Source organism: Siphonobacter sp. BAB-5385 (assembly GCF_002261125.1).
GTDB lineage: Bacteria > Bacteroidota > Bacteroidia > Cytophagales > Spirosomataceae > Siphonobacter.
On sequence record NZ_NMPS01000120.1, the window covers coordinates 14,142 to 39,405 of the forward strand.

Here is a 25,264-nt window from a genome sequence, read left to right on the forward strand (position 1 = left end):
GCTATGTAGCAGCTCTTGCCAGGTATAAGGTCACGTGATCGTACTAACCCCACGCTGAATGTTCAGCGTGGGGTTTTATTTGTAAAGGCCTGATCGTTAGAGGTCAGATACAATGAGGTTACAGCAAATGCAATTTTGTATTTAAAATTTTCAGGGCCTCGTAGGGGGAAGTCTGGACTGAACTGTCCTAGTAACGTTCAATCGAGACCATCCATAAAAGCCATGAAAAAGTATGTATTGATTACCGGAGCGAGTTTAGGATTAGGGAAGGCCCTGGCCCTAGAGTTAGCCAGCCAGGGCCGGGACCTAATCCTGGTCGCCCTTTCCCAGGAAGGACTTCCCCAGCTCGCCCAAATGCTTTCCGAGACGTATAGTGTAACCGTACGAACCTACGAAACTAATCTAATGCAGGCGGAGAACATTCGCCAGCTTATTCGCTGGCTGGAAGCTTCCGGATTTCAGGTCGATTTCCTCATTAACAACGCGGGTATTGGTGGCTCGAAAGCGTTCGATACGGCTGAGTTAGAGCAGATCGAAAATATCATTCAGTTGAACGTAACGGGAACGGCACTGCTGACCCGATTGCTATTACCCTTTCTGCTGAAATTTCCCAAGTCCTATATTCTCAATGTTTCCAGTCTGGCGGCGTTTACGCCTATTCCCTACAAAACTGTATATCCGGCATCCAAGGCCTTTATTTATTCGTTTTCCCTTAGCCTGCGGGCGGAGCTGAGTGCGAAAGGGGTACAGGTCAGCGTGTTGCATCCGGGACCGATGCCTACGTCAGCGGAAAACCTGAATCGTTTACAAAAACATGGTTGGCTGGGCCAATGGAGTTGCTTATCCGTCGAAGAGGTCGCCCAGATTGCTTTAAAACAGGTTCGCCGAGGCCAATCGATTATTATTCCCGGTACATTCAATAAAGTAGGGTACTGGGCCGCCCGCTGGATTCCCTGGTCCTGGCGAGAACCCCTTCTGGTATCCATGCTTCGTAAAGAAATCTCCGCATGAAAATTTTACTCACGGGTGCCACGGGACTGCTGGGCAGTCATATTGCCGGGGCTTTGTTACGGCAGGGATACGCCGTAAAGGCTATGTACCGTTCCCTGCCCCAAGCGATCAGTCAGTTACCCTGGTACCATCAGGTAGAGTGGGTGCAGGGACAGATGACTTCGTTGCCGGATCTGGAAAAGGCGGCGTACGATTGTCAGGGAATCGTTCACGCGGCCGCTCGTACGGAGCCGTATCCGTCGAACGTTGAGGCTTATTTTGACGCCAATATTTTAGCTACACGGCAAATTCTGGAAGTAGCCCGTCGCCTGTCCATGCAACGACTGGTGTATGTAAGTACAGCGGCTATTTATCAGCCAGGAACGTATGAGAATCCAGCTACGGAAGAAAGTCCCTTCGCTTTTGACTTGATGCAGTCGGGCTACATTGCCAGCAAGTATCAGGCTCAGCAGGAAGTGCTCGAAGCGGTTGCGGAAGGAGTTCCTATCGTCATCGTGAATCCCACCTTTTTGCTGGGACCCTACGATTTCAAACCCAGCTCGGGAGCATTGATCAGTTATGTATTAAACAATCGACGCGTCTTTTTTCCGGGCAGTGGGGGTAAGAATTTTATCGACGTACGGGACGCGGCGGAGGCTACCGTACAAGCTCTTCAAAAGGGTCGAATTGGGGAAAGTTATTTACTGGCTGCTAGTAACGTACCGTACGAAGTATTTTTTGAAACCGTAGCGAGTCTACTTCCCGAAAAACGCTCCCTGATTCCCATTCCCCGCCAACTCATGCGATCGGCGGGGCGACTAGGGACCTTTGCTGAACGGTTGTTTGGGCATCCGCTGCGACTTAATTACATCAATACCGTACTCGTTACCCAGGACAATTACTACAGTGGTCAGCGAGCCCGGCAGGAACTGGGACTGATGAGTACTCCCTTTCAGGATTCCGTTCGTGATACGATCGATTGGTTTCAACGCGGAATCCTTCGTTAACGCCTTTCAATCGTAAATCCATAAGCCATGAAAACATTCGTTTCTTTTCTCCTCGTACTCGGTTTGATTCTTCACAGTTTCGCTCAGGCCACGACGATCGTTCCCGCCAAAGCGACTTTCTCAGCGAAAACGGCATCGCGGCAATTGTTCTATTTGCAACGCAGTAAAGATGCCAATACGGTAGTCTACGAAGCCAACGAATCGGCGGACCGAAAGTTGAACCCGAGTAAGCCCGTCGAAGTATACTGGATTCGCTACGCCGAGCAGGGCCAACGGGAAGATCTCTCCCGCATCCAATGGCAACTGGCCTACGGCTATACACACCAGCCGATTGCCGGTGAATCCTACGAGGTACGATTGAATGCTTTTCCCGAACGGGTCCTGAAGGTCCAATACCATCAGGGGAAAGCCGTGGCTATGACAACGATTAGTGGGCAGCGGGCCTGTCTGCAAAAAGTCTTCGTACAACTGGATCCCAAAGCCCGGTTGGTACCTAAAGTCAAGTACGTAGAAATGTTCGGCGTGGACCCGGAAAGTGGGCGAGCCGTTTATGAACGCATCATTCCCTAAAATCCCGTAAGTTTTCCGTTTCAGCCCTGAATCCTCAAACCATACGCAGCTATAGGCGGCACTGGCTGCCCATTTCAGTACGGTCACGAATAGGTCGATCTCTGGAAGGATGTCCGACGTAGCAAGAGTATCCGGCAGGCGTTTGCCATCCTTTTTGGCCCTCTTGAGCTGCTGACCGGAAGTAACGTATGGAAAGCAACGTTACTTCCGGTTGCAAATGCGTAGACCGACGTGGAATCCTACCCATCCCTGTACGGAGAAATCCGGGAAAAGGGTATACGCCGAAAACGCGGGTAGGCTATACGTGGGCCGGATTTCATGCCGACTGTCCGCATCAAACGAAGACAGGTTGAACGTTGGTCCTACGGCCAAGGCCAGCCCGCGGCTGATTTTCTTTTCGACAGCCAGCTCAAATCGGCCCAGGAAGCGGCCTTCTTCAAAGTTTTGCCACTGGGCGGGCAGGCGGAAGTTCGTGGTATAATCAACGTTGAGCATCCAACCCTTTTTCAAATCAACGGCTGTTCCGAAGCCGTAACCAAAGCTCCAGGCGGGTCGCGGTTCCGCGTCGAGATTGGAACCTATGGTTAGGATATTGTAGAAGCCCCGATGGCCCGTTTTAAACGTCAGATTGGCCCGACTGGCTTCATTGATGGAAATTTCCAGTCGCCGATACCCGTTTCGATGTACGTAACTGAAGAGGCCATACGGGGCCTTTTCGGCGTATCCGGCCATATTCAGCAAGCCAATCTGATGACCACCCGTGATGTGTCGACTGTAATTCAATGTACTACTGAGTTGCCATCCGTTCAGGTCGCTGGCCGCAATATTCAGAACACCCGCCAATTGGACACCCGTTGCCGGACCTATCCGAATGTTACCCACCCCCGCGACCTGCGTACCCAGACTTTCGCCCCCAATCAGGTTTGCTACGCCACTGAATTGTACGCCGTGATGCAGGCTACCGATCAGTAAGTTTCCAACTCCGGCTAGTTGTACGCCTGAGAGATCGCCCCCTATGATGTTTCCGATTCCCGCACCCTGGAAACCCCGCATATCGCGGCGGATGATGTTGCCCATACCGGCTAGTTGCGTACCTTCCACCCGTTCCCCTACCAGGTTCGCCATACCTGCTACCTGCACACCGTGGACATTGCCGCGTACTACGTTGCCTAAACCCCCAATTTCTACTTCATTCACGCCCAGCGAATAGCCCAGCAGCACGTTATACGACAAATCATTGATGGCCCGGGCACTCAGCGTTGCATTGCTTCCCACAAAAGGAAGTACCGAAACCTGAGTCTGACGGTACAGCGTGTCGCCGGATAGGTTACTATCATGAATGGCGGATTTCGTGGACATCAGCCAGTCGGTAAATCTGTTTTTACTGCGTTTCCAAAGCGATATACGGGATTTCGGTACGGAATCCGGTGAAGTAAGCCGTACCACCTGTGGCGTAGCAACGGTTCGTCGGGTACTGGTGTCGGTTGACTGTCGGATGGGTAAAGGCGGCAGCGTACGGGTGATGACGAACGGAGCCAGACGTATGTTCAGGGTATGACTTTGCCGGGAACGTACCCGGATCGTTTCCCCCACGTAATGCTGTTTCCGGACTTCGAGTAAAAGCTGCGGAAGACTAGTGGGTAGCTTGATCCGGTAAAAGCCGTAGGCGTCGGTAAGTGCGGCGGTGAAGGTCGTTTTTTCGTAGACGGAAACCTGGGCGATTTTGTGGCCCGTGTGTTCGTCGGTGATGTATCCTTCGAGGTAAAAATGTTTGGGCATTTCCTCGGCATCCGGTTCCGGACTGGTCCGCAGGACGATGTGATTACCCCGGGAATGGTACTGAAGGGTGCCTTTGAACAGCTGATTAAGAGCTTCGCGTACACTGACGTTCGTAGCCCGCAGCGTCACCAATCGGTTTTCGGAGATAAGGGCAGAGTGATACGAAAAGTTGAAATTTCCCCGCTGACTAAGCACCTGGAGCACCCGGGGGAGGCGTTCGTTGTGAACATCCAGGGAAACGAGCCGCTCCAGCGGGGGTACTTCCCCCCAGGCCGGCGTACAGCCCCAGGCGACTAGCAGGACAAAAAGCAGGCGAATCATTTTCAGAAGATTGAAGGAAGGCGAAGGCCGGGCTGCTTAAGGCGAGCAACCTGTACCTTCAAAAATGAACTCCGTACCCTGGCGACGAATGGTCAGTCCGTGTGAGTCGGCGATGGCCTGAAGAAGATTTTCCAGCGTATCTTTGGTTCGATCAAACGCGATCGTGGTGGGGCAGTTCCGAAGGGACTCGTTTCCAATCTGTACGTTAGTCTGATACACCTCGTTGATCATCTGTACCACATCGCGGAGCGTAGCGTTATCAAAAACGGCTTTACCCGTTTGATAGGTAAACACATTGGGTTCGAGGCGTTCGGTTTTTTGCATCGTAGCCGCCTGGGCGTCAAACGTGGCCTGTTGATCTTTGACGAGCGTTACTTCCGCATTGTGGGCTTTGAATACAACTTTTCCCGTTCGCACGGCTACCCGTACATTCGGATCATAGGCCCGAACGCTAAACGAGGTACCTACCACCTGCACGGTTGTCTGACTGGCCTGAATACGGAACGGTTTCTCTTTATTGGGCGTAATATCGAAAAAGGCTTCTCCCGTCAATACCACCGAGCGGGAATCGTCGGCAAAGGTTTCGGGGTACTCGAGCTTACTGTTACGATTCAGCCATACTTTGCTGCCATCCGGCAATTCATGTACCGTAGAATGATCCGTAGCCGTAAAAGCCAGTTGGGGTACGGAAGCATTTCGCTGGAGCGTCCAGAATAACCAGCCCAGGCCCACCAGCAGTACCACGGCCGCCGCAATGGAAGTACGCCAGGAGTTGAAGCGACGTATGGGGGTATCGGCTACCGGGGCGGGTTCCTGAATTCGGTTTCGTAATTTTTCCCAGGCCGCATCCGCATCGACGGGCGGGCGGGTTTGGAGGGTTCGGCTCGTTTCCCAGATTTTTTCGAAACGCTGCATTTCCCGTTCGGCATCGGGTTCGCTGAGCCATTGCCGAACCCGCTGGGTCTCTTCCTCATTGGTTTCGCCCGCCAGGTATTTGCCAATGAGCCCATCCTCAATGTGTTCGTGAGAATCGCTATCCATGGCTTAAGCCCGTGTTTTAGAGTACAAGTTAATCATATGCATGAATGCCTAACAGGATAAACAAAGGCAGGTATTCGGCCAGCTCGACGCGTAAGATCCGTAACGCCTTACCAATCTGATTTTCAACCGTTTTTACGGATAAACCCAGCCGATCGGCAATTTCCTGGTACTTCAGTTCTTCAAAGCGGTTCATCGTAAAAATGAGCCGACATTGGTCGGGAAGCCGTTCGATGGCCGCCTGCAGGCGTTCGGACAGTTCGGAAGCCATCAACGCCTGGGCCGGAGCTTCCGAGGCGTTGGCTTCGGCAAACTTGTACTGCTGGTATTCCGCCTGAATGGCAGATGTTTAATGCGATTCAGGCAACGATTGTGTACCGCCCGATACAGATACGATTTCAGGGAGGTTTCAATCGTTAGCGACTGCCGTTTTTCCCAGATCGTTACAAACACGCTTTGCACGATTTCTTCCGCGTCTTCCCAATCTTTGAGAAAGGAAAACCCGTACTGACACAGCGAAGCGTAATAATGCCGGAAGAGCGTTTCATAGGTACGTTCATCGCCCTGCTGAATGGATCGCAGGATGTCCTGATCGGTTAAGGAACGATCTTCTGGTTTTGTAAACGGATTAGACCTACCATTCATTACTGGGCCTTTCGGAGTTATGACAACTGAAAACGGTTGTACCCTACGGATCGAAGAAAAAAAACAGGAATGAAGTCCCCGCGTAGGTAAAACCGGAATTGAGACCAGGATGATTCTCTTGCGAAAACGGTTGCACCCGGTCCGCCAGACGGCATCATCCCCTTTGAAAGGTACGGGAAGAAAACAACTGGCAAACGCTTGATACGAATGAACTGCGTATATCCGGGTTTCGGCGGTAGAGGTCGGGTACTGAATTGCACCCTGCCTCTTACCGTGGTTTATTGTTTTTACGGGTTTTCTTAATGGGTTTACCGTATTTTTTCATCATCTCCTCGGCGTGATTACGCCGCACGTTCACCTTTTGGTTTTTCGCACTTTTTTCGTGAAAAGCGGGTCCAACCGTTTCCTGAGGAGGTAATTTGACCGGTATGATCTTGTGTACGACTTTGGGAATTTCTTCCGAAATAAGATCCTGCGTAATGACGAGGTCCTCGGGCAGGGGACGTTCGGGAATGGGAACCCCCATCAGGTTTTCAATGGCCTGCCGGTATTCCGTTTCTGCGGGGGTGACAAAAGTCAAAGCAACGCCTTTTTGATCCGCCCGGCCCGTACGGCCAATGCGGTGGATATACGTTTCCGGAATTTCAGGTACGTCGAGGTTGATGACGTGGGATACTTCCGAAATATCAAGGCCACGGGCAATCAGATCGGTAGCAATCAGGATGCGTAACTGACCGTCTTTGAAGGCCTGTACGGTATTAAAACGATAATTCTGGGCTTTGTTGGAGTGAATGACGCCGACCTGTTCGGGAAATTGCTCGTCGAGTTGTTCAAACAGACGGTCAGCCAGCGTTTTGGTCGCGATAAACACGAGTACTTTCCGCAAACTTTCATCGTGTTGGAGCAGGTATTCCAGCAGGTTTACTTTCGTTAGAAAGTTAGGGACTGAATAAGCAGACTGTTCGATATTGTCCAGCGGCGTACCAACGGGCGAAGATTCCACGAAAACGGGACTGGTAAAGTGCGTCTGAATCAACGTGTCTACCTCTTCCGTCATGGTGGCGGAGAATAACAGGTTCTGGCGTTTGGCAGGGAGTGAATCGAGGATGGTCGTTAGCTGCGAGCGGAAGCCCAGATTCATCATTTCGTCCACTTCGTCAATCACCAGTCGCTTGATCGTTTTGGTTTTGAGCGTACCCGTTGAAATTAAATCGATCAGGCGGCCGGGCGTTGCTACCAGTACATCCACTTCCTTCTTTAGTTCGGCCACGTGTGTTTTCAAGTTCACGCCCCCGTACACACCCAGTACCGCAAGGGTTTGATATTTGCTTAGCTGCTCGACCGCTTCTACGACCTGCACTACCAGCTCGCGGGTGGGAACCAGAATAAGAAGCTGGGGCAGCCGGTCTTTCGAGAATTGATACAGTCGAAGTAAGGGGAGGAGGTAGGCGAATGTTTTCCCCGTACCCGTTTGTGCCAGCCCGCAAACGTCTTTTCCCGACATCACGACTGAAAAAACCTTCTCCTGGATGGGCGTGGGGGTAGTATAGCCCAGGTCTTCCAGTGCATTTAAAAGCGGTTTGTGCAGGTTTAATTCTTCGAATGTCATGGCTTGTTTACGTTTGTTGGCAGGTCTTTCGCTGCGGATGAAGGTACAAAAGTACGAAAAGCTGGGCAGTAGCCTCCCGGTTAAACGCAAGAAACCCGACTCATAAAGCCGGGTTTCCTGGAGTTGAAAGAGAATTGCTTATTGTTTGCCAAATTCTCCGTCTGCGGTAATCATGACTTCTTCGCTAAGCATGTTAGCGGGAAATTTCGATCCAATACCAAAATCACTACGCTTGATCGTGCCCGTAGCCCGGAAGCCAGCCGCCTGTTTCTTGTTGTTCGGATTCGTAATCGTTCCGCGGTACCACAAATCCAGCGTTACGGGTTTAGTAACGCCATGAAGCGTCAGATTACCCATCAGTTTGTATTTGTCTGCCCCGTCTTTTTTAAGTGAGGTGCTTTTGAAAGTCAGGGTCGGGTACTGGGCAGCGTCGAAGAAATCCGGGGATTTCAGGTGAGCGTCGCGTTTTTCTACACCGGTATTGATGGAAGCCGTCTGGCCCGTGAACTCAAACGTGGCATCGCTAAAATCCTCTTTCGTGGCTGTAACGGTAGCATCAAAATCCGTAAACGCTCCGGATACGGTTGAAATGCCCGTGTGGGTTACGTCAAATTTCAGCTGAGCGTGATTCTTGTCCACCTTCCAGGTAGACTGAGCCATACTGGCAAGTGAGAAAGCCGTGAACAGCAGCGATAAAGCTAGTTTTTTCATTGTATTGGTTTACGTTAGTGCGTGGGCCAAAGGTATAAAAAATCTGAATTAAGCCTGCGGAGCCAATTGAATGTTCGCAATCAATTTGATGTCTTCCCCTAAAGCCAGACCTCCCGTTTCGGTTAATGCGTTGTAAGTCAGGCCAAATTCTTTCCGATTCACCACGCCGGTTACTTCAAAACCAATCTTGGTATTTCCGTACGCGTCCTTCGCAGATCCACCGTATTCAGCGGTTACTTCCACGGGTTTGGTAATGCCTTTCATCGTCAGGTTACCCGTCAGTTTATAAACATCGCCTTTAACTTTCTGGAAAGACGTAGATAGGAAAGAAATGTGGGGATAGGTTTCAGCGTCGAAAAATTCAGCCGATTTCAGGTGCTCGTCGCGTTGGGCCTGATTGGTATCGATGCTGTTCACGTCGAGTGAGAAGTGAATTTCAGCTCCCGAAAAATCGCTGAAGTCATCATTGGTAGTAGCTCCGCCGGTAAAGTTGTTAAATGAACCCGTTACCGTAGAAATCACCAGGTGCTTTACTTTAAACTGAACTTCGGAGTGCAGGGGGTCTACAGCCCATTTCGTAAGCGTTGACATAGAAAGAAAGTTAAAAAATGGATAAAAAAGTTACTATGATATAAAAACTAACACTGTTAACTAAAAAACAAAAAAATTAATTCAGCGATTGGATAAATCCGTTTATTGCATCTTCCAGTACCTGATCGTGCCAGCCATTGGGGCCTTGCTGTGATTCAATCATTTGAATGCTTACTAATCCGTGTAAGATCGACCAGTAAGTATGAAATTTCAGGAAGTCATTCGTTGCCGGATGCTGGCTCTGGGCAATGGCTTCGCCAATAACCTGAAGCAAGACCTGACTAAAAGCCTGCATTTCTTCAACCTGATTGACGGTTTCACAGGCGGGCATACCCATTCCGTACATAAGCTGATAGTAATGCTTGTGCTTGAAAGCAAACTTCGAATACGCCCGGGCCATATCCATGAGCTGCTGCGAGGGTAGGGGAGAAACGGTTCGAGCGGCCTGCAATTCCTGGGTCAGTAGCCCAAAACCTTGTTTGATGAATTCCAGAAGAATCGCTTCTTTGTTATCAAAGTGCTGGTAAATGACCGGAATACTATACTCAATGGCATCCGCAATTTTGCGGATCGAGAGAGCCTGCCAACCTTCCCGTTCCACCAGTTGCCAGGCCGCTAGCAAGATGCTATTCCTGACTTCCTGTTTCTGCCGTATTTTCCGTTCAACAATGCCCAATGACTTTCTGATCAATCTTCTAACACCGTTAACTGAATACAGGTGTATTAAGTTCTATAAATATAGCTGTGCAAGGCAGGCAAAAATGGATAAACTACTTATAATTATTATAACGTTTTATAAACGTTATAATAATTATTTAGACAATTTGCCTTTTATATGTTGTAGTACATTTTAAAGCTTCTACTATTCATTTGCTTATTACGTATAATAAATTGTTTATTACTTCTACCATCATCTGTAGCTATTCCAGAATTTATAAAAAGCTATGATGAGTGTTATTATAACGAAGGCTTGCTTACCGCTGGGGACTAAAAAAGTGTAGGATTGAAATCTTACGCTACGGAATGGGTCAAACCCATGGCTCTTTCTTAGGCTTCTTTTCAATGCCGCTCTTGCCTATCAACCTAATGAATGAAGTTTGATAACTAACTACCTGAGAGATCCCGCAGACTATGGACTCACCTGAGGTCTACTCCAGCAACATAACAGGCAAAAAAACAGATTGGCTCAAAGCGTGAATGGGATAGGAGTAAAGTACATACTTTGTAGTTGAACTATTATTGGAATTACTATTTAACATAACTTAAGTTATATAACACAACTACTAGCTTTTTAATTATCCAATCTAGTGCTCTATAAATTATACGCTAATCATTAATTAAACACCCTACCGCTTTTGTATACGCGAGTGGTACCGACTTACCCTGCAAACTGGCTACCAACGCTTCTTTAAGATAATGTCGTTGCGGAGCCGTGCGATACGAACCCAGTTTGTAAAACTGATCGTCGATGCTTCCCTGATATAATACCTGATTATTGGCCGAAAGCAGGACGACCTCCGGCGTAGTCGTTACTTTATACCGATGCACTAACTGATGCCTGGGATCTAATCGATATGGTAAAGTCAGGTTGTATTCGCTTTGGAAGTGCCTTACCTCAGATTCCTTAAGCTGAGCCGTTGGATACACTAGTTCGAAAGAAACGTCTGTTTTGTATTCTTCGGCTAATTTCTGAACCCTTGGCGTTATTTTCTGACAAATCGGGCATTCCGTATCGGTAAACAGCAGCACCCGTAACTTACCAGCAGACGGCTGGGCCTTGACAGGCCCCAGCACTAGCAGAAAAAAATGAAGTACCCAGACGTACATGACTACAAAAGATTTAAAATATTTTCCATGACGTAAGCATGCGTACCCATCCATTTGGCATTGCCGTCAAGCGTAGTTACTTCAACCCGGATCTTATCCAGAAAAGCTCGCATACAATACATTTCAATGGCTTCCTCAATAGGCTTTGTGATTAACGCACCGGCCTGAGCAAGAATTCCGTCAATGATAATTATTTCAGGATTGAGAATGGTAATGGCAGTCGCCAACCCTTTGCCCAATTGAAATCCCGTATCGTATATCACCTGGCTTACCAGCGGGTCTTTGCTGCGGGCCAGTTCCAGTACGCGATCAATCGTCAACGCCGCTACCTCCTGCTCGGTATACGATTCATTCTGCTTCATTAATTTTTGAATTCGACGTACGACCGCAGGGGCCGAGGTAATTGTATCCAAACAACCGATTTTGCCGCAGTAGCAACGTTGGCCTTCTGCTTCTACCTGAATATGGCCCAGTTCTCCAGCAAAACCCGAAGCTCCCCGAAATACTTCTCCGTTCAGAACGATTCCCAGACCTACCCCCCAGTCGATATTCAGCGAGAACATGTGTTTACTCCCCTGCCCTCTTCCGAAACGACTTTCGCCTAGAACCGTAGCTTTCGTATCATTGATGAGGAAGACCGGAAGTGAAAACTGATGCTTAATCCATTCTTTAAAGGATACTCCTGTGATGTTTAGCTTGGGATAGGTTAAATTCTTGCCCGTTTGTTCATCAATAAGTCCCGGCATGGCAATACCAATAGCCATTACCGTTCCTTCCGGAAAAGGAATAATGGCAAATGTTTCCATCACGAAAGACTTCAGCGTCTCTAAATAGCTTTCAGAATTTTCGAGCGGAACAGGAGCCTCATGTTTGAATACTACTTCGTGTCTGGTATCAATAACCAGCAGACTAAGTCCATGCGTATTGATGTCAAGTACTACCACCCGATGAAAGTCGGGGTTCAGACTATACGCCGTAGGTCTGCGGCCATTGTTACCCGTTACAGTTCCCACGGTTTGAATCCAGTTTTCCTGGACTAACTGCTCTACTAACTCAGTAACGGATGGGACACTGGTATGGACACCTTTGGCTAATTGTGAGAGCGTACAAACCCCTTGCTGGTACACTAACCAAAGGGCTTGCTGAAGCCGTTGCTTCTTTTTGTAGACTACAACAGAGGACTCCTCTACTTCTTCTTCAAACATGGTTGACAGCACTTAATTACTTAAGTATAGACCATTTATGTAAAAAAACTCACTATATTTAATTAGTTATATTTTTTGTTTTTTTATTACAAAAAGTTTTTAAATTATTTATTTAAGTAAAGTACTAAAATGCTTTTCATCTATTATCATTGCAAGACCAATTGCCATAGATTCTATGGCATAGGACAGAATTACGTTTCATTCATTTTTTAACCATTGTTCATGAAACAATTACTACTCCTCATTTTCCTGTTTACTACGAGCCTGGCGGCTTGGGCTCAGACAGGAAGCCTGTCCGGCACTGTCCAGGACGAAAAAGGTGCAGCCGTTCCGGGTGCATCGGTGGTAGTCAAAGGGACTAACACGGGTACGACCAGCGATTCAGAAGGAAAATTCCGTTTGAACGTGACTCAGGCCAATCCTACGCTGGTGGTTTCAGCCATTGGTTATCTGCGTCAGGAAATTGCTGTAGCTAACCAGACGGCAATCACGATTACGTTGCAGGAAGATGCGAAAGCATTGACAGAGGTCATCGTAACCGGCTTCGGCATCAAGCAGGAAGCTCGTAAACTTTCCTACGCTGCTCAGGAAGCTAAAGGCCTTGATTTACAACGGGCCAACTCAGCTAACCTAGTGAACGCTTTGCAGGGTAAAATAGCCGGGGTACAAATCGATCAGGGTTCCGGCGGACCCATGTCCTCTTCCCGGATCCGGATTCGGGGTAACGCTTCGCTGAACTCGAACACCCAACCTTTGTTCGTTATTGACGGGGTGCTGGTTCGTCCGGGTACTACGGGTGCTGATTCCTGGGGTGCCGCTCAGGATTTTGGTAACATCATGAAAAACTTCAATGCTGACAACGTAGAGTCCATGTCGGTACTGAAGGGTGCGGCGGCCAGTGCCTTGTACGGTTCTGAAGCCCTGAATGGTGTAGTATTAATCACAACCAAACAAGGACGTCAGCAAAAAGGTCTTGGGGTGAACTTTAATCATACCACTTCGCTGGAAACGGCTTACCGTTTCGTAGACGTTCAGAACGAATACGGTGCTGGTATTTCTCCCAATTTTGCCAAGGGAGCGGATGGGGTAGATCAGGTTGTAAACAACACTAGCAGCTGGCCGTATTCCTTTGGCCCTAAACTGGATGGACGCATGGTACGTGACCTGGATGGCCGTATGGTACCCTGGGTAGCGAACAATCCGCTTGACTTTTTCCAGACGGGTAAATTCATCAATAATAACCTGTCCGTAGAAGGTGCGAATGACCGTGGATCTTTCCGGGTATCCTACTCTAACCTGTACAACACGACCATCATGCCCGGTGGAGCCGAAATGAAGCGTAACAACTTTAACGTTCGGGCTACTCAAAAATTGGGTAAAGTGTTTAATCTGGACGTTTCGGCAGATTATACCATTAACGACAACTTAAACCCGATCCGTCAGGGCGGTACATTCAACCCCGTATTCCGCTTCGTATACGGTCGTCCGCGTAGCTTTGACATTGATTACTGGGTAAATAACTACGAATCACCAACGGGTGGACGGAAAGTAAACACGGCTGATCCGTACAATATTTCTCCGTTCCTGTGGCAAACGTTCCATTACAATACAACGCGTAATGAGCGAGTTTTCCGTGGTAACATTGATGTAAACATGAATTTTACGCCCTGGCTGACGGGTCTGTTACGGGCGAACCTTCAGAATGAGCAATACAATACGGAAAACAAGTTTGAGGGGGATATGCAGGGCTTCAACGGTGAATACTCTGAATTTTCTTTATCCAATAACCAGTCTCGTATTCAGGGGGTACTTACCTTAAATCGTGATCTTAGCTCTTCTGTGCATTTGAACTTATCAGCCGGGGGGGAAACCAACCGCGTGCTGGGAGGCCGGGATTATCGCGTGACTACGAATGGTGGTTTACGTTTACCGGGTGTGTTTGCCTTGTCGAACTCGGTTAGTACGTTAATAGGTTCAGGGGTTCTGAATCCATCCAGCCGTAAAGATGCTATGTATGCGTACGGTGACGTTAGCTTAAAGATCAGTTGTTCGTCAACTTCACAGCTCGTCAGGAGTTCTCTTCTACGCTTAAATATGCCAATGGAGCCGGTAGAAAAGATTATTTCTATCCTTCCTTAGGTGTAGCCTGGGACTTTACCCAAACCTTCAAAAACTTAGCGAATACGCTTTCGTTCGGTAAATTACGGGCCAGCTACGGTTTCACCGGTAGTGACATTGATCCCTGGACGCTTAACCGGGATGGTTTCTACTCCGCTGGAAGTATTTTCAATTCGATTAACGGCCAGATTCAACGCTACGGATTTCGGGATAACATCTTAGCAAACCCGAATATCAGAAGCCGTCGGGCTCGTGAATGGGAATTAGGGGCGGACGTACGCTTTTTCGATAATCGTCTGACTTTGGACGTAGCGGTGTATAATAAACTGACGACGAACGAAATGTTCCGCCTGCCCGTTGCTCAGGAATCGGGCACTACCTCCCGGACCATCAACGGCGGTCGAATTCTGAACCGTGGGGTTGAGTTTATTCTGAGTGGTACACCGATTAAAAACAAAGATTTCCAGTGGACTACTTCCTTTAACTTTAGTAGAAACCGGAACAAGATTCTTGAACTGGCCGATGGCATTGACACCTACGAGTTAAGTCTGGCTTTTGGTGCTGACGTACGGTCAGTGGCCAAAGCGGGTGGTGATTACGGAACGATTGTTTCTACCTACGCTTACGCTCGTGACCCTCAGGGACGCAAGCTGATTGGTGCTGCGAGTGGTACGAACGGAGGTTATCTTACGTATTTACGTAGTGGTGCTGCCGGTCAGGGATCAAAAGAGTTAGGCACGATGATGGAGAACTTCCTCTTAAGCAACGTCAACACCCTTCGTTACAAGAATTTCTCGGCCACGTTCCAGTTGGATTCTAAAATTGGCGGCGTAATGGCTTCCTCTACCCATGCCTACGGTTCAGCCTTCGGTAGCTTTAAAAATAGCTTGTCCGGCCGTGATGCAGAACACGGAGGAATCGCTTTCACCGATAATCAGGGTGTTCAGCGGAACGATGGTATCATTCCCGATGGCGTTCTGGCGGCTGGAGTTAAAGCCAATGTGGATGGCGTACAGGTGGATCTGGGCGGCATGACGTATCAGGAAGCCGTTGACAAAGGGTATCTGAAACCCATCCCGGCGTACGCTTACTATGACAACCTTTCTAACTGGGGTTCAGGCATTCGGGAGTATTCGGTATTTGAAAATTCCTGGGTAGCCGTACGGGAGGCATCCATTGGCTATGACGTTCCGTCTACCTTGCTGAATCGTATTAAAGTACAATCGCTTCGGGTAAGTATCGTAGGTCGTAACCTGGGTTATCTCTACCGCACCGCAAAAGATGGTATTAATCCACAGGGCCTGCTGAGTAACCGGGCGGGGGAATTTGCCGAATACGGCGGACTTCCTTTCAGCCGTAATATCGGGGTATCCGTAAACGTAGGATTATAATTCAATACCTTGATTATTTTGACATAACGAACATGATTACACCCTATAAAAAATACCTCTCCGGCTTAATGCTCGCAACTACGTTGTTGATGACGGGTTGCAAGGACCAGGCTTTCGTTGACATCAACACGGATCCCGACGCTTTGACGGAGGTTCCGCCGGCTAACCAGTTGCTGAATGCCATCATCAATGTGCACGATCGGGACTTCGAGGCCTTTTATGATAATTACCAGCGGATCATGCCCTGGATGCAATATTCAACGGGTTTGACGGGTAATGGTCAGAACTTCACGCAAGTGTATGACAACTTTGCAAACCGTTACGGTGGTCTGTATACGGGCGTAGGTAACGCAGTTGTTGACATGGAGAAGCTGATTGAAAAGCTACCAGCGGAGGAGCAGCTTCGTTACGTACACATCATTCGTATGGGTCGGATCGTTAAAGCCTATTACGCATTTTACGTAAGCGACATTTACGGTAGCATCCCCTATACGGAGGCTTTCCAGGCTCGTTATGGCGGAACGTTAACTCCTAAGTACGACACCCAGCAAGCTCTGTTTGCTACCCTGGATCAGGAGTTAAAAGAAGCTATTACTGTGCTTAAGACTACTCCTTCAGCTCCGCAGATTACGGTGGGTAACCTGGATCAGTATTTTGGGGGCGATGCAAAGAAATGGGTGAAGGGGGCTAATGCCCTCCGCCTAAAAATTGCCATGCGGATGGCGAAGGTCGATGCCACGAAAATGCGAAGCATTGTTCAGGAAGTTCTGGCTTCTCCCGCTGACGATCTGATGAGTAGCAATGCGGATGGCTGGGTATTTGTGGCTCCCGCTGCCTTCAACAATGGTGGTAACTGGAGTCCCGCAGGACTTCGGGCGTCCAAGCCTCTGGTTGATTTCATGTGGGATACGCAGGATCCACGGATCGACGCGTTTTTCACCAAAAATAACTATTCACAGGCAAACATTGATTTGCTGATTGCGGCTAACCCCAGACAATTACCAGTGGGTACCAAAGAACCTGCCCGCCGGTATGTGGGTGGATTTACGAGCCCTGATCAGTCAGTGAATCAGCAGAATGTGCAGCGTTTTTATACGCCTCGTATCCTGGTAACGAATGGCAACCGTACTTCCATTGACACGCTTTCGTACATTCAGCCACGTTTATTCCAGGCTGCGTATTCGGTCAATGGTACAGTAGGTACCGGTCGTAACTACTTCCCCGTAATTACCTACGCTGATTTCTGCTTTATGCGGGCAGAACTCTCCGCTCAGGGCATTACCACGGAGAACGCTAAAAACTGGTACGAAGCTGGGGTTACCTCTTCGTTAGACTGGTACGATATCTTGGCAAAAGACGCCGTACTTCCCGAATATACGCCCATGACGGAAGCGGAGAAAGCAGCCTATCTGGCTCATCCGAAGGTCGCATTCAACGCAGCCAAAGCGTTGGACTTGATTGCCAGCCAGGAATACATTCACTTCCTGCGTCAGCCTACGGAAGGTTGGGCTACCTGGAAGCGTACGGGTTTCCCGAATGCCAGTTCAACCCTGGCTCTGCCTAATCTGGTCTCCAACGGAGCGACACTAACGGTACCTCGCCGGGCACCGCTGGGTATCCCCGCCCCTACCGAACCTAACTATACGAATCGTAAGGCTGCTTACGATGAAATGGCGAAACTTCCGGGTTTTGGTACAGACCCTCAGGATGCTACGGGCCGCGTTTGGTGGGATCGTCCGTAAGCAATTCGATTTGTATACTTTCCTGATTATTGTTAATTTAGGAACCCAACCCACCGATCGGTTCGGTGGGTTGTTTTTTTACCCTTACGTATGAAAGCTTACCTGTTATGCGGTTTGATGGTAGCCTGGACCTTGCTCGGAACGCGGGCGGGTTTCGCTCAAAAAGCTACTTTTTACCGCGACGTACAACCCCTCATTCACACTAACTGTGCCGTCTGCCATCGTCCCGGCGAGGCGGCTCCTTTCTCGCTGATTTCGTATGAAGACGTCAGCAAACGTTCCAAATTCATCCGGAAAGTCATCAACTCAGGTTATATGCCCCCCTGGCGGGCGGATGATCACTACGTGGATTTTGCCAATAAACGTAGTCTGACGGCCGAACAGATTAAAACGATTACCGACTGGATTGACAATGACATGCCCAAGGGCAAAGTGAACACGGAAGCGGAAACGGCCCTTCAAAAACGAACGCAGGCCGGAACAGCGTATCACCGCGTTCCCGACCTGACGCTCTCGATGCCCAAACCTTTTGTGCAAAAAGGCGACGGTGTAGAGCGGTTCATGGTCTTCAAAATTCCCTTTGAACTGGCAGAAGCAATGAATGTGGAAGCTCTGGAATTTACTTCTTCCAACAAGAAAGTCATTCACCACGCCAACTTCGCCATTCATCCGGTAGAAGACCCCGCCATTAGCCTGACCCAAAGCATTGATCAGGTCGATTTAAATTCAGCCGATTCCTGGCGGTACCAGGAATGGATGCCCTACAAAAAGAAAATGACCTATTACGGCGGCTGGATTCCCGGAGCCTCTCCCGAAAGCTATCCGAAAGGGATGGGCTGGGTCATGCCCAAGCGTGGCGTCGTTTTGCTAACCGTTCACTTCGCTCCGACGGGTAAGGATGAAGAGACGATCAGTGGCGTGAATTTCTTTTTCAAAAAGGAACCGATTCGCCGTACTGTTAATGTGATTAGTCTGGGCTCGGGGGGAATTGGTGAGAAGGAGATTACACCTCCCCTTTTCCTCTTTGGGGGCGATGTAAAAACCTGTAGTCTGAAAGTCGCGTACCGCAACAAGCCCATCACGCTGCTGTACGCCTGGCCCCACATGCACCAGATCGGTAAAGAATTTACAGCCTATGCCACCAGAACCGAAGGCGATACCCTCCCATTGGTACACATTCCGCAGTGGGACTTTCGCTGGCAGGAACTCTATCGCTACAAAAAGCCGGTTATTGTTCCGACTGGGTCAACGGTTCATGTAATCGGAAAATACGATAATACGGATGAAAACCCGATGAATCCTTTTAAACCCGCCAAACTGATTACCTCCGATGGAAACATGCGAAGTGATCAGGAAATGATGACGCTCATTCTGGTGTACATCACCTATGAGCCCGGCGACGAAAGCCTTCGGTTCGATTGATGTGTATTCCAGGGGATTCAGTTCCCTGGAAGATCATTAAAAATTTGACAACAACTCGATTGCACGAATCACTACACGTCCAACAATTCAAACCATTCAAACTTTCAACATTAAACCTTTTAAACTTCAAACTCTTCAACCATTAAACCACCCTCCCCTTCACCCCCCCGCTTTATAACCTAACATTACTTCATTTTAACCCCAAGCTTTACTTTATCGTATGAACCCTTCCAAGTTAGGGTTAGGCCTGCTTATTGGTATGGCACTCCCCCTTTGGCTGGCCTTCCACGGTACGCCTCCTCCCCTGTTTGTAAAAATTCCGGCTAGTCAGTCGGGGGTAACGTTTACGAATGAAATCCGGGAAACGGATTCCCTGCACATTTTCCGCTACGAATATCTCTACAATGGTAATGGCGTGGGCATCGGTGATTTCGACGGTGATGGACGGCCCGACCTGTTTTTTTCCGGCAATACCGTATCGCATCAATTATACCTGAATCAGGGCGACTGGAAGTTCAGCAATGTCACAACACAGGCGGGCGTTGCGGGAAATGGTACCTGGGGAACTGGCGTGAGCGTGGTTGATATGAATGGAGATGGGCGACTTGATATCTACGTCTGCCATTCGGGCAAATTTGGACCGGAGCAACTGGTAAACGAATTGTTTATTAATGAAGGGATCAAAGACGGTGTACCCTACTTCACCGAACAAGCCCGCAAATACGGACTGGACTTGCCCGGCACCCAAACGACGCAGGCCACTTTCTTGGATTACGACCGTGATGGAGACCTCGACGCTTTCATTCTCAATCACTCCAACCATACTTTTAATCCGCTGCTCAATACGCGTCAACTGCGTCGCACACCTGATGCCCGATTTGGAAATCTATTGCTTCGTAACGATGGAGGACGTTTTACCGACGTGACGCTGGCCGAAGGCATTCTCAATAATCCCATCAACTTTGGTTTAGGTGTAGGAGTGAGCGATCTCAATAATGATGGCTGGCCCGACCTCTATACCACCAGCGACTATACCGAACAGGATTGTTTATACCTGAATCAACATGATTCGTCGGGAAAACATACGGGCTTCAAAGAAATCATCCGTTCCAGCATGGCCCATACCTCGAAGTTTTCAATGGGTTGTGATCTGGCCGATTTTAATAACGATACCCTACCCGATGTCGTCACGCTGGATATGCTTCCGGCGGATAATCATCGCCAGAAAATGCTGAAAGGTGCCGACGAATACGACACCTATAAACTACTGATTGACAGTGGATACGTTCGGCAGCAAATGCGAAATATGCTGCAACTCAATCAGGGCAGCGATACGCAGGGAGAGCTTCATTTCAGTGAAATTGGTCAGCTTTCGGGCGTGGCCGCTACCGACTGGAGCTGGTCGGCTCTGCTGGCGGATTTTGACAACGATGGCTGGAAAGACCTGTTCGTTTCCAACGGCTATCTCCGCGATTTCACCGACATGGATTTCATGAAATACACCGTCGCTGAAACGAAATTGAAAGAAGCGGGACGGGGAAATCTGAATTTCCAGACGCTGGATTTAGTCAAACGAATGCCCTCCAATCGACTCATCAACTACCTTTTTCGAAATAATCATGATTTAACCTTTACGGATCAATCCCAGGCCTGGGGGATGACGACTCCCGCGGTATCGGGTGCCAGTGCTTACGCTGATTTTGACGGCGATGGTGATCTGGACTTAGTCATCTGTCATCAAAATGAGCCGGTTTCGCTATACCAGAATCAGGCTAATACCCAGCAGAAACATTACCTCCGCGTACGACTAAATGGGGAGGCGGGGAATACGCAGGCTCTCGGTGCAAAAGTGATTCTGGAAACCAAAGCCGGGAAACAGTTACAAACGGTTTCGCCCGTTCGCGGGTATCAGGCATCGGTGGAAACAGTACTGCATTTTGGACTGGGTGATGACAGTCAGATTCAGCGAGTGACGGTATACTGGCCCAATGGAAAGGTATCCAGCCTTCGTAATCCAGCGGCCGATCAGCTTCTGGTTATGGATGCCCGCCAAACCGAAAAAATGGCTGATCCGTCAAAAATAGCGACGCAGCCCTGGTTTCGCCCCCTGTCTACGGCATCGCTGATTCCGTACAAACACCGGGAAAACGACTTTGTTGATTTCAAGGTAGAAGTGTTGATTCCGTACCAACTTTCACGGCTGGGGCCTGCGATGGCCAAAGGTGACGTGAACAGCGACGGTCGGGAAGACCTCTTCCTGGGTGGAGCCGTGGATCAAAGCGGCGAGCTTTGGTTACAGCAGGCCAACGGTAGCTTCGCACGGGCATCCGCCCAGCCCTGGCGGGCGGATGCTGCCAGTGAAGACGTCAATGCCTTATTCTTTGATGCCGATCAGGATTCGGATCTGGATCTGTACGTGGTTAGCGGCGGCAATGAGTACGAATCTGGAGCACCCGAGTATCAGGACCGGCTCTATCTCAACGATGGGAAAGGACAATTCAGTCGAACGCCCACCGGCGTACTACCCGTCATGCGGGACAGCAAAATGGCCCTTGCGATAGCTGATCTGGAGGGTGACGGCGATCTGGATGTTTTTGTGGGTGGTCGCGGGAAGGCGGGAAGTTTTCCTTTGGCATCACCGAGTTATCTCCTGCGAAACGACACGCCCAAAGGAGGTACGCCGCACTTTACGGACCTTACGGATGCTCTGGCACCCGCCTGTCGTCAAATCGGCATGGTACAGACCGCCGCCTGGAAGGACCTGAATGGCGATCAGAAACCCGACCTGATACTGGCGGGCGACTGGATGCCCGTTAGCGTATTTCTGCAAACCAACGGAGCCTTTCAGAATCATACGGAAGCGATGGGTCTGTCGGGTAGTACGGGCTGGTGGGCTTCGCTGCAACTGGCGGACATTGACGGCGACGGAGATACGGATATTGTGGCCGGAAATGCCGGTTTGAATACGCTATTCCAACCCCGCCCCGATCAGCCCATGCGAGTGGTGGCCGGAGATATTGACGGCGACGGCATCATTGATCCCATCTGGACTTATTACGTACAGGGCAAACCGTACCCGGCGGCATCCCGCGACGAACTGCTGGACCAGGTGGTACCCCTTCGAAAGAAGTTTACCCGGTATCACCAATACGCAGACGCCACCGTCGAAAACCTCTTTAGCAAATCGGCACTGGCTCAGGCCAGGGTAGTGGAAGCCTGTGAAATGGCTTCCGGCCTATTTATTAACGAAAAAGGTACGTTCCGTTTCGTGCGATTTCCGATGGAAGCCCAGTTTTCCCGCGTGAGCACACTTTTGCTCGACGACTGGAATAAAGACGGGAAAATGGATATTCTCCTCGCCGGTAATTTTTCTCCGTATCGGGTGCAACACGGTCCCTGTGATGCCAGCTTTGGTTTGATTTTACAGGGCGATGGGAAGGGTCAGTTCCAGACCATCTCCCCGCGTGAATCGGGCCTTTGGCTGGGCGGCGATGTGCGGCAGGGCCTGATCATCCCAACGCCTGCGGGACAGAAACGCCTGTATTTCACTGTTAACGACGGCTCTCTTTTTGGCTACGAACGATGAATAAAATACGATTGGTTATCATCTTACTGAGCAGTCTGTTCGGCCAGCAAAGTTTCGCCCAATACACCCGCGAAGCCTTCGAACGCATCCTTTTTCATGAAGCTCAGGATGCCCTGACGCGAGTGATTGTCAGCGATATTTTCTCGCCTCCCGTGGCTTCCCGGATTTATGTATACGCTCACGTAGCCGCGTACGAAACGCTGATGCGTTTTGAACCGAAAACCTACCAGTCGCTGGCCGGGCAGTTACGCGGACTTTCGTCGCCTGCCGTTCAAAAGACCTCCCACGCTCAGGCGGGGCTGGCGGCTACGGAAGCCTTACTCATGGTCGGCAGAGGTCTGGTTTTCTCTGAACAAGCCCTGGAAGAAGAAGCCGCAACGCTCTGGAAGCGGGTACAGCAACGAGGTTATACGGCGGAAGAAATCCGTGAATCGAAAGCGATGGGGCAGCAAATGGCTCAGCATATCCTGGCCTGGGCGGGTACGGATCAGTACAAGCAAACGCGTTCCCTTCGTCGGTATGCACCGCTTAAAAAAGAAGGATCGTGGCTGCCTACACCGCCGGCTTACATGCCCGCCGTGGAGCCCTACTGGGGTCGTATTAAACCGATGGTACTGGATTCGTCTACGCAATACCAGTTGTCAGCTCCTCCAGTGTACAGTATTTCCCCCGAAAGTGCGTTCTACCACTCAGCTCAGGATGTGCAGCAGGCGGGCCTGCACCTGACCGAAGAGCAACGACTCATTGCCAATTACTGGGACTGTAACCCCTTCTTTCTGCACACGCAGGGTCATATGCATTTCGGGAGTAAGAAGCTTTCGCCCAATGGGCACTGGATGTCGATAGCCGGGCAGGTGGCTCGTCAGCTTCATACGGACCTTTACCGAACCAGTTCCGCCTACGTCCTTACGGCTCTCGCCATATTCGACGGCTTTATCACCTGCTGGCAGGATAAGTACACCTACAATGTCATCCGTCCCGAAACCTATATAAACGCTCACATTAGCGAAAGCTGGAAACCGATTCTGCAAACGCCGCCCTTCCCGGAGTACCCCAGTGGCCATAGTGTCATTTCCACCGCCGCCGCTGTAGTGCTCGATCAGGTCTTTGGCTCAAACGTAGCCTTTCACGACAGTACCGAAGTACCCTACGGATTGCCCGTGCGGCATTTCGCTTCGTTTACTCAGGCGGCTCAGGAAGCGGCTGTCAGTCGCTTGTACGGGGGCATCCACTACCGGGAAGCCATCGTAAATGGCCAACAACAGGGATTCGCAGTAGGCCAGGCCCTGTTGCGGAAAGTGAAGTGGAAAAAATAGCGGTACTTTGCTGATTCATCGGCATAATGCGTAATCAAATTCTGTTCTTTCATGTTTAGACTTTTCCTATTTCTTCTCTTTTTAACTACTACTTTCGCCCAGGCCCAGAAAACGGATACCCGTCTGCAAAAACAACTCAAGACGCTGGTAAAAGACTTCCACGGGGATCTGGGTATTTACGTCGAAGACCTGAAAACGCATTCTGTCGCGGCCATCCGGGCCGATACCATCTTCCCAACGGCCAGTATTGTAAAAGTTCCTATTCTATTGGGCATCATGGACAAAATCCAGCGGGGGCAGCTTGACTATCACCAGTCGGTAACGCTAACGGATTCGCTGCGTTACAAAGCCAGCGACGAAGCCGATTTAGTCAATGCCATGAAAACGGGTGAAAAAATCGAAATCAGTCGCCTGCTCTTACTCATGCTCAGTACCAGCGACAATACGGCCAGTTTGTGGTTACAGGGGTTAGCGGGGGGCGGTTTGCGTATCAATCAGGTACTGGACAGTCTGGGTTATCAGGTTACGCGGGTGAATAGTCGTACGCCGGGTCGTGAAGCCATTCGCAATCGGTATGGTTGGGGACAAACATCGCCCCGGGAAATGGCCCGCCTGTTTACGGCTATTTCCGAACGGAAACTTATTAATCCTTCCATCAGTGAGAAAATGCTTCGCCTGTTGGGCCGTCAGTATTGGGATCAGTACGCGTTATCGCAGATTCCCCCGGATGTGTTTGTAGCGGATAAACACGGCTGCGTTAACCAAAGTCGTAGTGAAGTTTTTTACGTAGCCGGACCGCATCCTTACGTCTGTGCCATTTTCACCAAAAACAACCGGGATGAAAGCTGGGAAGCCACTAACGAGGCCTGGACGCTGACGCGAAAAATTTCCGCCCTTCTCTGGAAGTATTACCACCCCCGTTCGACATGGATACCCGATTCCAAAAACTGGTGATCTAAGCCTTGGTCCGCGTTTTTATGCCCGTACACTAAACCTATGTACTACGCGTATGGAAACAATACAAATTGGCGATCAGGTCATTCATAAACCCGAAGAAGGCCACGCACTCATCAACGACGGGCAGGCCATGGAGGTACTCCAGCTGGAAGGCGATACAATCATTTGCCAGACCGAAGCCGGGCCTGCTTCTATTCCAGCTTCGGAAATCATCAAAGGTACTACGATCATCAAAGGGTACGTGGGAGGCTAAATCCTCCTCCATTCAGAAGGCTGACGACAAGCGTCAGCCTTTTTTATTTTGCAGCGTATGGATTGATACAAAACGGTTGCTCTCCGAAAAACCCGGGAATACCTCTCTAGTCGTTGATGAACCAAGTACCTGATCGGCTAATATTCAATTTTTGACTCGTTTCAGAACGAATGAAGCAGGAATGCA

Annotated in this window: 21 protein-coding genes; 11 read left to right on the forward strand and 10 right to left on the reverse strand. The window is 49.7% G+C overall.

Translation table 11 applies throughout. The annotated features are described in order from the left end of the window. Nucleotides 1-222 precede the first annotated feature (222 nt). The 3 genes from BWI93_RS11995 to BWI93_RS12005 are packed head-to-tail and all read left to right on the forward strand — an operon-like array spanning nt 223 to nt 2,567. Nucleotides 223-1,011 carry an SDR family oxidoreductase gene (locus BWI93_RS11995; protein WP_094811579.1) on the forward strand — a complete coding sequence of 263 codons (789 nt, stop codon included), beginning with the start codon at nt 223-225 and terminating at the stop codon, nt 1,009-1,011. Continuing rightward, nucleotides 1,008-1,997, forward strand: coding sequence for an NAD-dependent epimerase/dehydratase family protein (locus BWI93_RS12000; RefSeq protein ID WP_094811581.1), 990 nt, complete (start codon nt 1,008-1,010; stop codon nt 1,995-1,997). Before BWI93_RS11995 ends, BWI93_RS12000 begins: the two co-directional genes overlap by 4 nt. 27 nt (nt 1,998-2,024) lie before the next feature. Then, on the forward strand, nt 2,025-2,567 hold the full coding sequence (locus tag BWI93_RS12005) for a DUF4833 domain-containing protein (protein WP_094811583.1): 543 nt from the start codon (nt 2,025-2,027) through the stop codon (nt 2,565-2,567). Between the two features lie 201 nt (nt 2,568-2,768). On the opposite strand, the gene BWI93_RS12010 is transcribed toward BWI93_RS12005, so the two are convergent. The 10 genes from BWI93_RS12010 to BWI93_RS12050 form a co-directional block, all read right to left on the reverse strand. Beyond that, nucleotides 2,769-4,667, reverse strand: coding sequence for an STN and carboxypeptidase regulatory-like domain-containing protein (locus tag BWI93_RS12010; RefSeq protein ID WP_094811585.1), 1,899 nt, complete (start codon nt 4,665-4,667; stop codon nt 2,769-2,771). 36 nt (nt 4,668-4,703) lie between these two features. Continuing rightward, nucleotides 4,704-5,708, reverse strand: a complete 1,005-nt coding sequence (locus BWI93_RS12015) for a FecR domain-containing protein (RefSeq protein ID WP_094811587.1) — start codon at nt 5,706-5,708, stop codon at nt 4,704-4,706. 28 nt (nt 5,709-5,736) lie between these two features. Then, nucleotides 5,737-5,976, reverse strand: a complete 240-nt coding sequence (locus tag BWI93_RS29545) for a sigma-70 family RNA polymerase sigma factor (protein WP_369679144.1) — start codon at nt 5,974-5,976, stop codon at nt 5,737-5,739. After that, nucleotides 5,976-6,350 (reverse strand): sigma factor, encoded by a 375-nt coding sequence (locus BWI93_RS29550; RefSeq protein WP_369679145.1) that lies wholly within the window; start codon nt 6,348-6,350, stop codon nt 5,976-5,978. Before BWI93_RS29550 ends, BWI93_RS29545 begins: the two co-directional genes overlap by 1 nt. A 268-nt stretch (nt 6,351-6,618) precedes the next feature. Next, complete coding sequence (locus BWI93_RS12025; protein ID WP_094811589.1) at nt 6,619-7,959, reverse strand: DEAD/DEAH box helicase; 1,341 nt, start codon at nt 7,957-7,959, stop codon at nt 6,619-6,621. A gap of 138 nt (nt 7,960-8,097) precedes the next feature. Beyond that, nucleotides 8,098-8,670, reverse strand: coding sequence for a YceI family protein (locus BWI93_RS12030; RefSeq protein ID WP_094811591.1), 573 nt, complete (start codon nt 8,668-8,670; stop codon nt 8,098-8,100). A gap of 48 nt (nt 8,671-8,718) precedes the next feature. Further along, entirely contained in the window at nt 8,719-9,261 is a 543-nt protein-coding gene (locus tag BWI93_RS12035) for a YceI family protein (RefSeq protein WP_094811593.1), read from the reverse strand. 76 nt (nt 9,262-9,337) lie between these two features. After that, complete coding sequence (locus tag BWI93_RS12040; RefSeq protein WP_255157815.1) at nt 9,338-9,952, reverse strand: TetR/AcrR family transcriptional regulator; 615 nt, start codon at nt 9,950-9,952, stop codon at nt 9,338-9,340. Nucleotides 9,953-10,587: 635 nt separating this feature from the next. Next, nucleotides 10,588-11,088 (reverse strand): thioredoxin-like domain-containing protein, encoded by a 501-nt coding sequence (locus BWI93_RS12045; RefSeq protein ID WP_094811597.1) that lies wholly within the window; start codon nt 11,086-11,088, stop codon nt 10,588-10,590. Nucleotides 11,089-11,090: 2 nt separating this feature from the next. Then, nucleotides 11,091-12,293: an ROK family transcriptional regulator gene (locus BWI93_RS12050; protein WP_094811599.1), complete on the reverse strand. Its 1,203-nt coding sequence runs from the start codon at nt 12,291-12,293 to the stop codon at nt 11,091-11,093. 222 nt (nt 12,294-12,515) lie between these two features. Between BWI93_RS12050 and BWI93_RS28730 the strand changes: the two genes are divergently transcribed. From BWI93_RS28730 to BWI93_RS12085, 8 genes are all read left to right on the forward strand, one after another. Further along, nucleotides 12,516-14,432 (forward strand): carboxypeptidase-like regulatory domain-containing protein, encoded by a 1,917-nt coding sequence (locus BWI93_RS28730; protein ID WP_255157816.1) that lies wholly within the window; start codon nt 12,516-12,518, stop codon nt 14,430-14,432. Continuing rightward, the gene (locus tag BWI93_RS28735) at nt 14,339-15,802 is read left to right on the forward strand and encodes a hypothetical protein (RefSeq protein ID WP_255157817.1); all 1,464 of its coding nucleotides are present in this window, start codon (nt 14,339-14,341) and stop codon (nt 15,800-15,802) included. Before BWI93_RS28730 ends, BWI93_RS28735 begins: the two co-directional genes overlap by 94 nt. Before the next feature lie 68 nt (nt 15,803-15,870). Further along, nucleotides 15,871-17,544, forward strand: coding sequence for a SusD/RagB family nutrient-binding outer membrane lipoprotein (locus BWI93_RS12060; protein WP_255157818.1), 1,674 nt, complete (start codon nt 15,871-15,873; stop codon nt 17,542-17,544). Between the two features lie 90 nt (nt 17,545-17,634). Further along, nucleotides 17,635-18,966 (forward strand): cytochrome c, encoded by a 1,332-nt coding sequence (locus BWI93_RS12065; RefSeq protein WP_217902259.1) that lies wholly within the window; start codon nt 17,635-17,637, stop codon nt 18,964-18,966. A 259-nt stretch (nt 18,967-19,225) separates the two neighbouring features. Continuing rightward, nucleotides 19,226-22,552, forward strand: a complete 3,327-nt coding sequence (locus BWI93_RS12070; protein ID WP_255157819.1) for a VCBS repeat-containing protein — start codon at nt 19,226-19,228, stop codon at nt 22,550-22,552. Beyond that, nucleotides 22,549-23,868, forward strand: coding sequence for a vanadium-dependent haloperoxidase (locus BWI93_RS12075; protein ID WP_094811606.1), 1,320 nt, complete (start codon nt 22,549-22,551; stop codon nt 23,866-23,868). The genes BWI93_RS12070 and BWI93_RS12075 overlap by 4 nt, the downstream gene beginning before the upstream one ends. Nucleotides 23,869-23,919: 51 nt before the next feature. Then, nucleotides 23,920-24,822 (forward strand): serine hydrolase, encoded by a 903-nt coding sequence (locus tag BWI93_RS12080; protein ID WP_094811608.1) that lies wholly within the window; start codon nt 23,920-23,922, stop codon nt 24,820-24,822. A 55-nt stretch (nt 24,823-24,877) separates the two neighbouring features. Beyond that, nucleotides 24,878-25,078: a hypothetical protein gene (locus BWI93_RS12085; protein ID WP_094811610.1), complete on the forward strand. Its 201-nt coding sequence runs from the start codon at nt 24,878-24,880 to the stop codon at nt 25,076-25,078. The last annotated feature ends 186 nt before the right edge of the window (nt 25,079-25,264 follow it).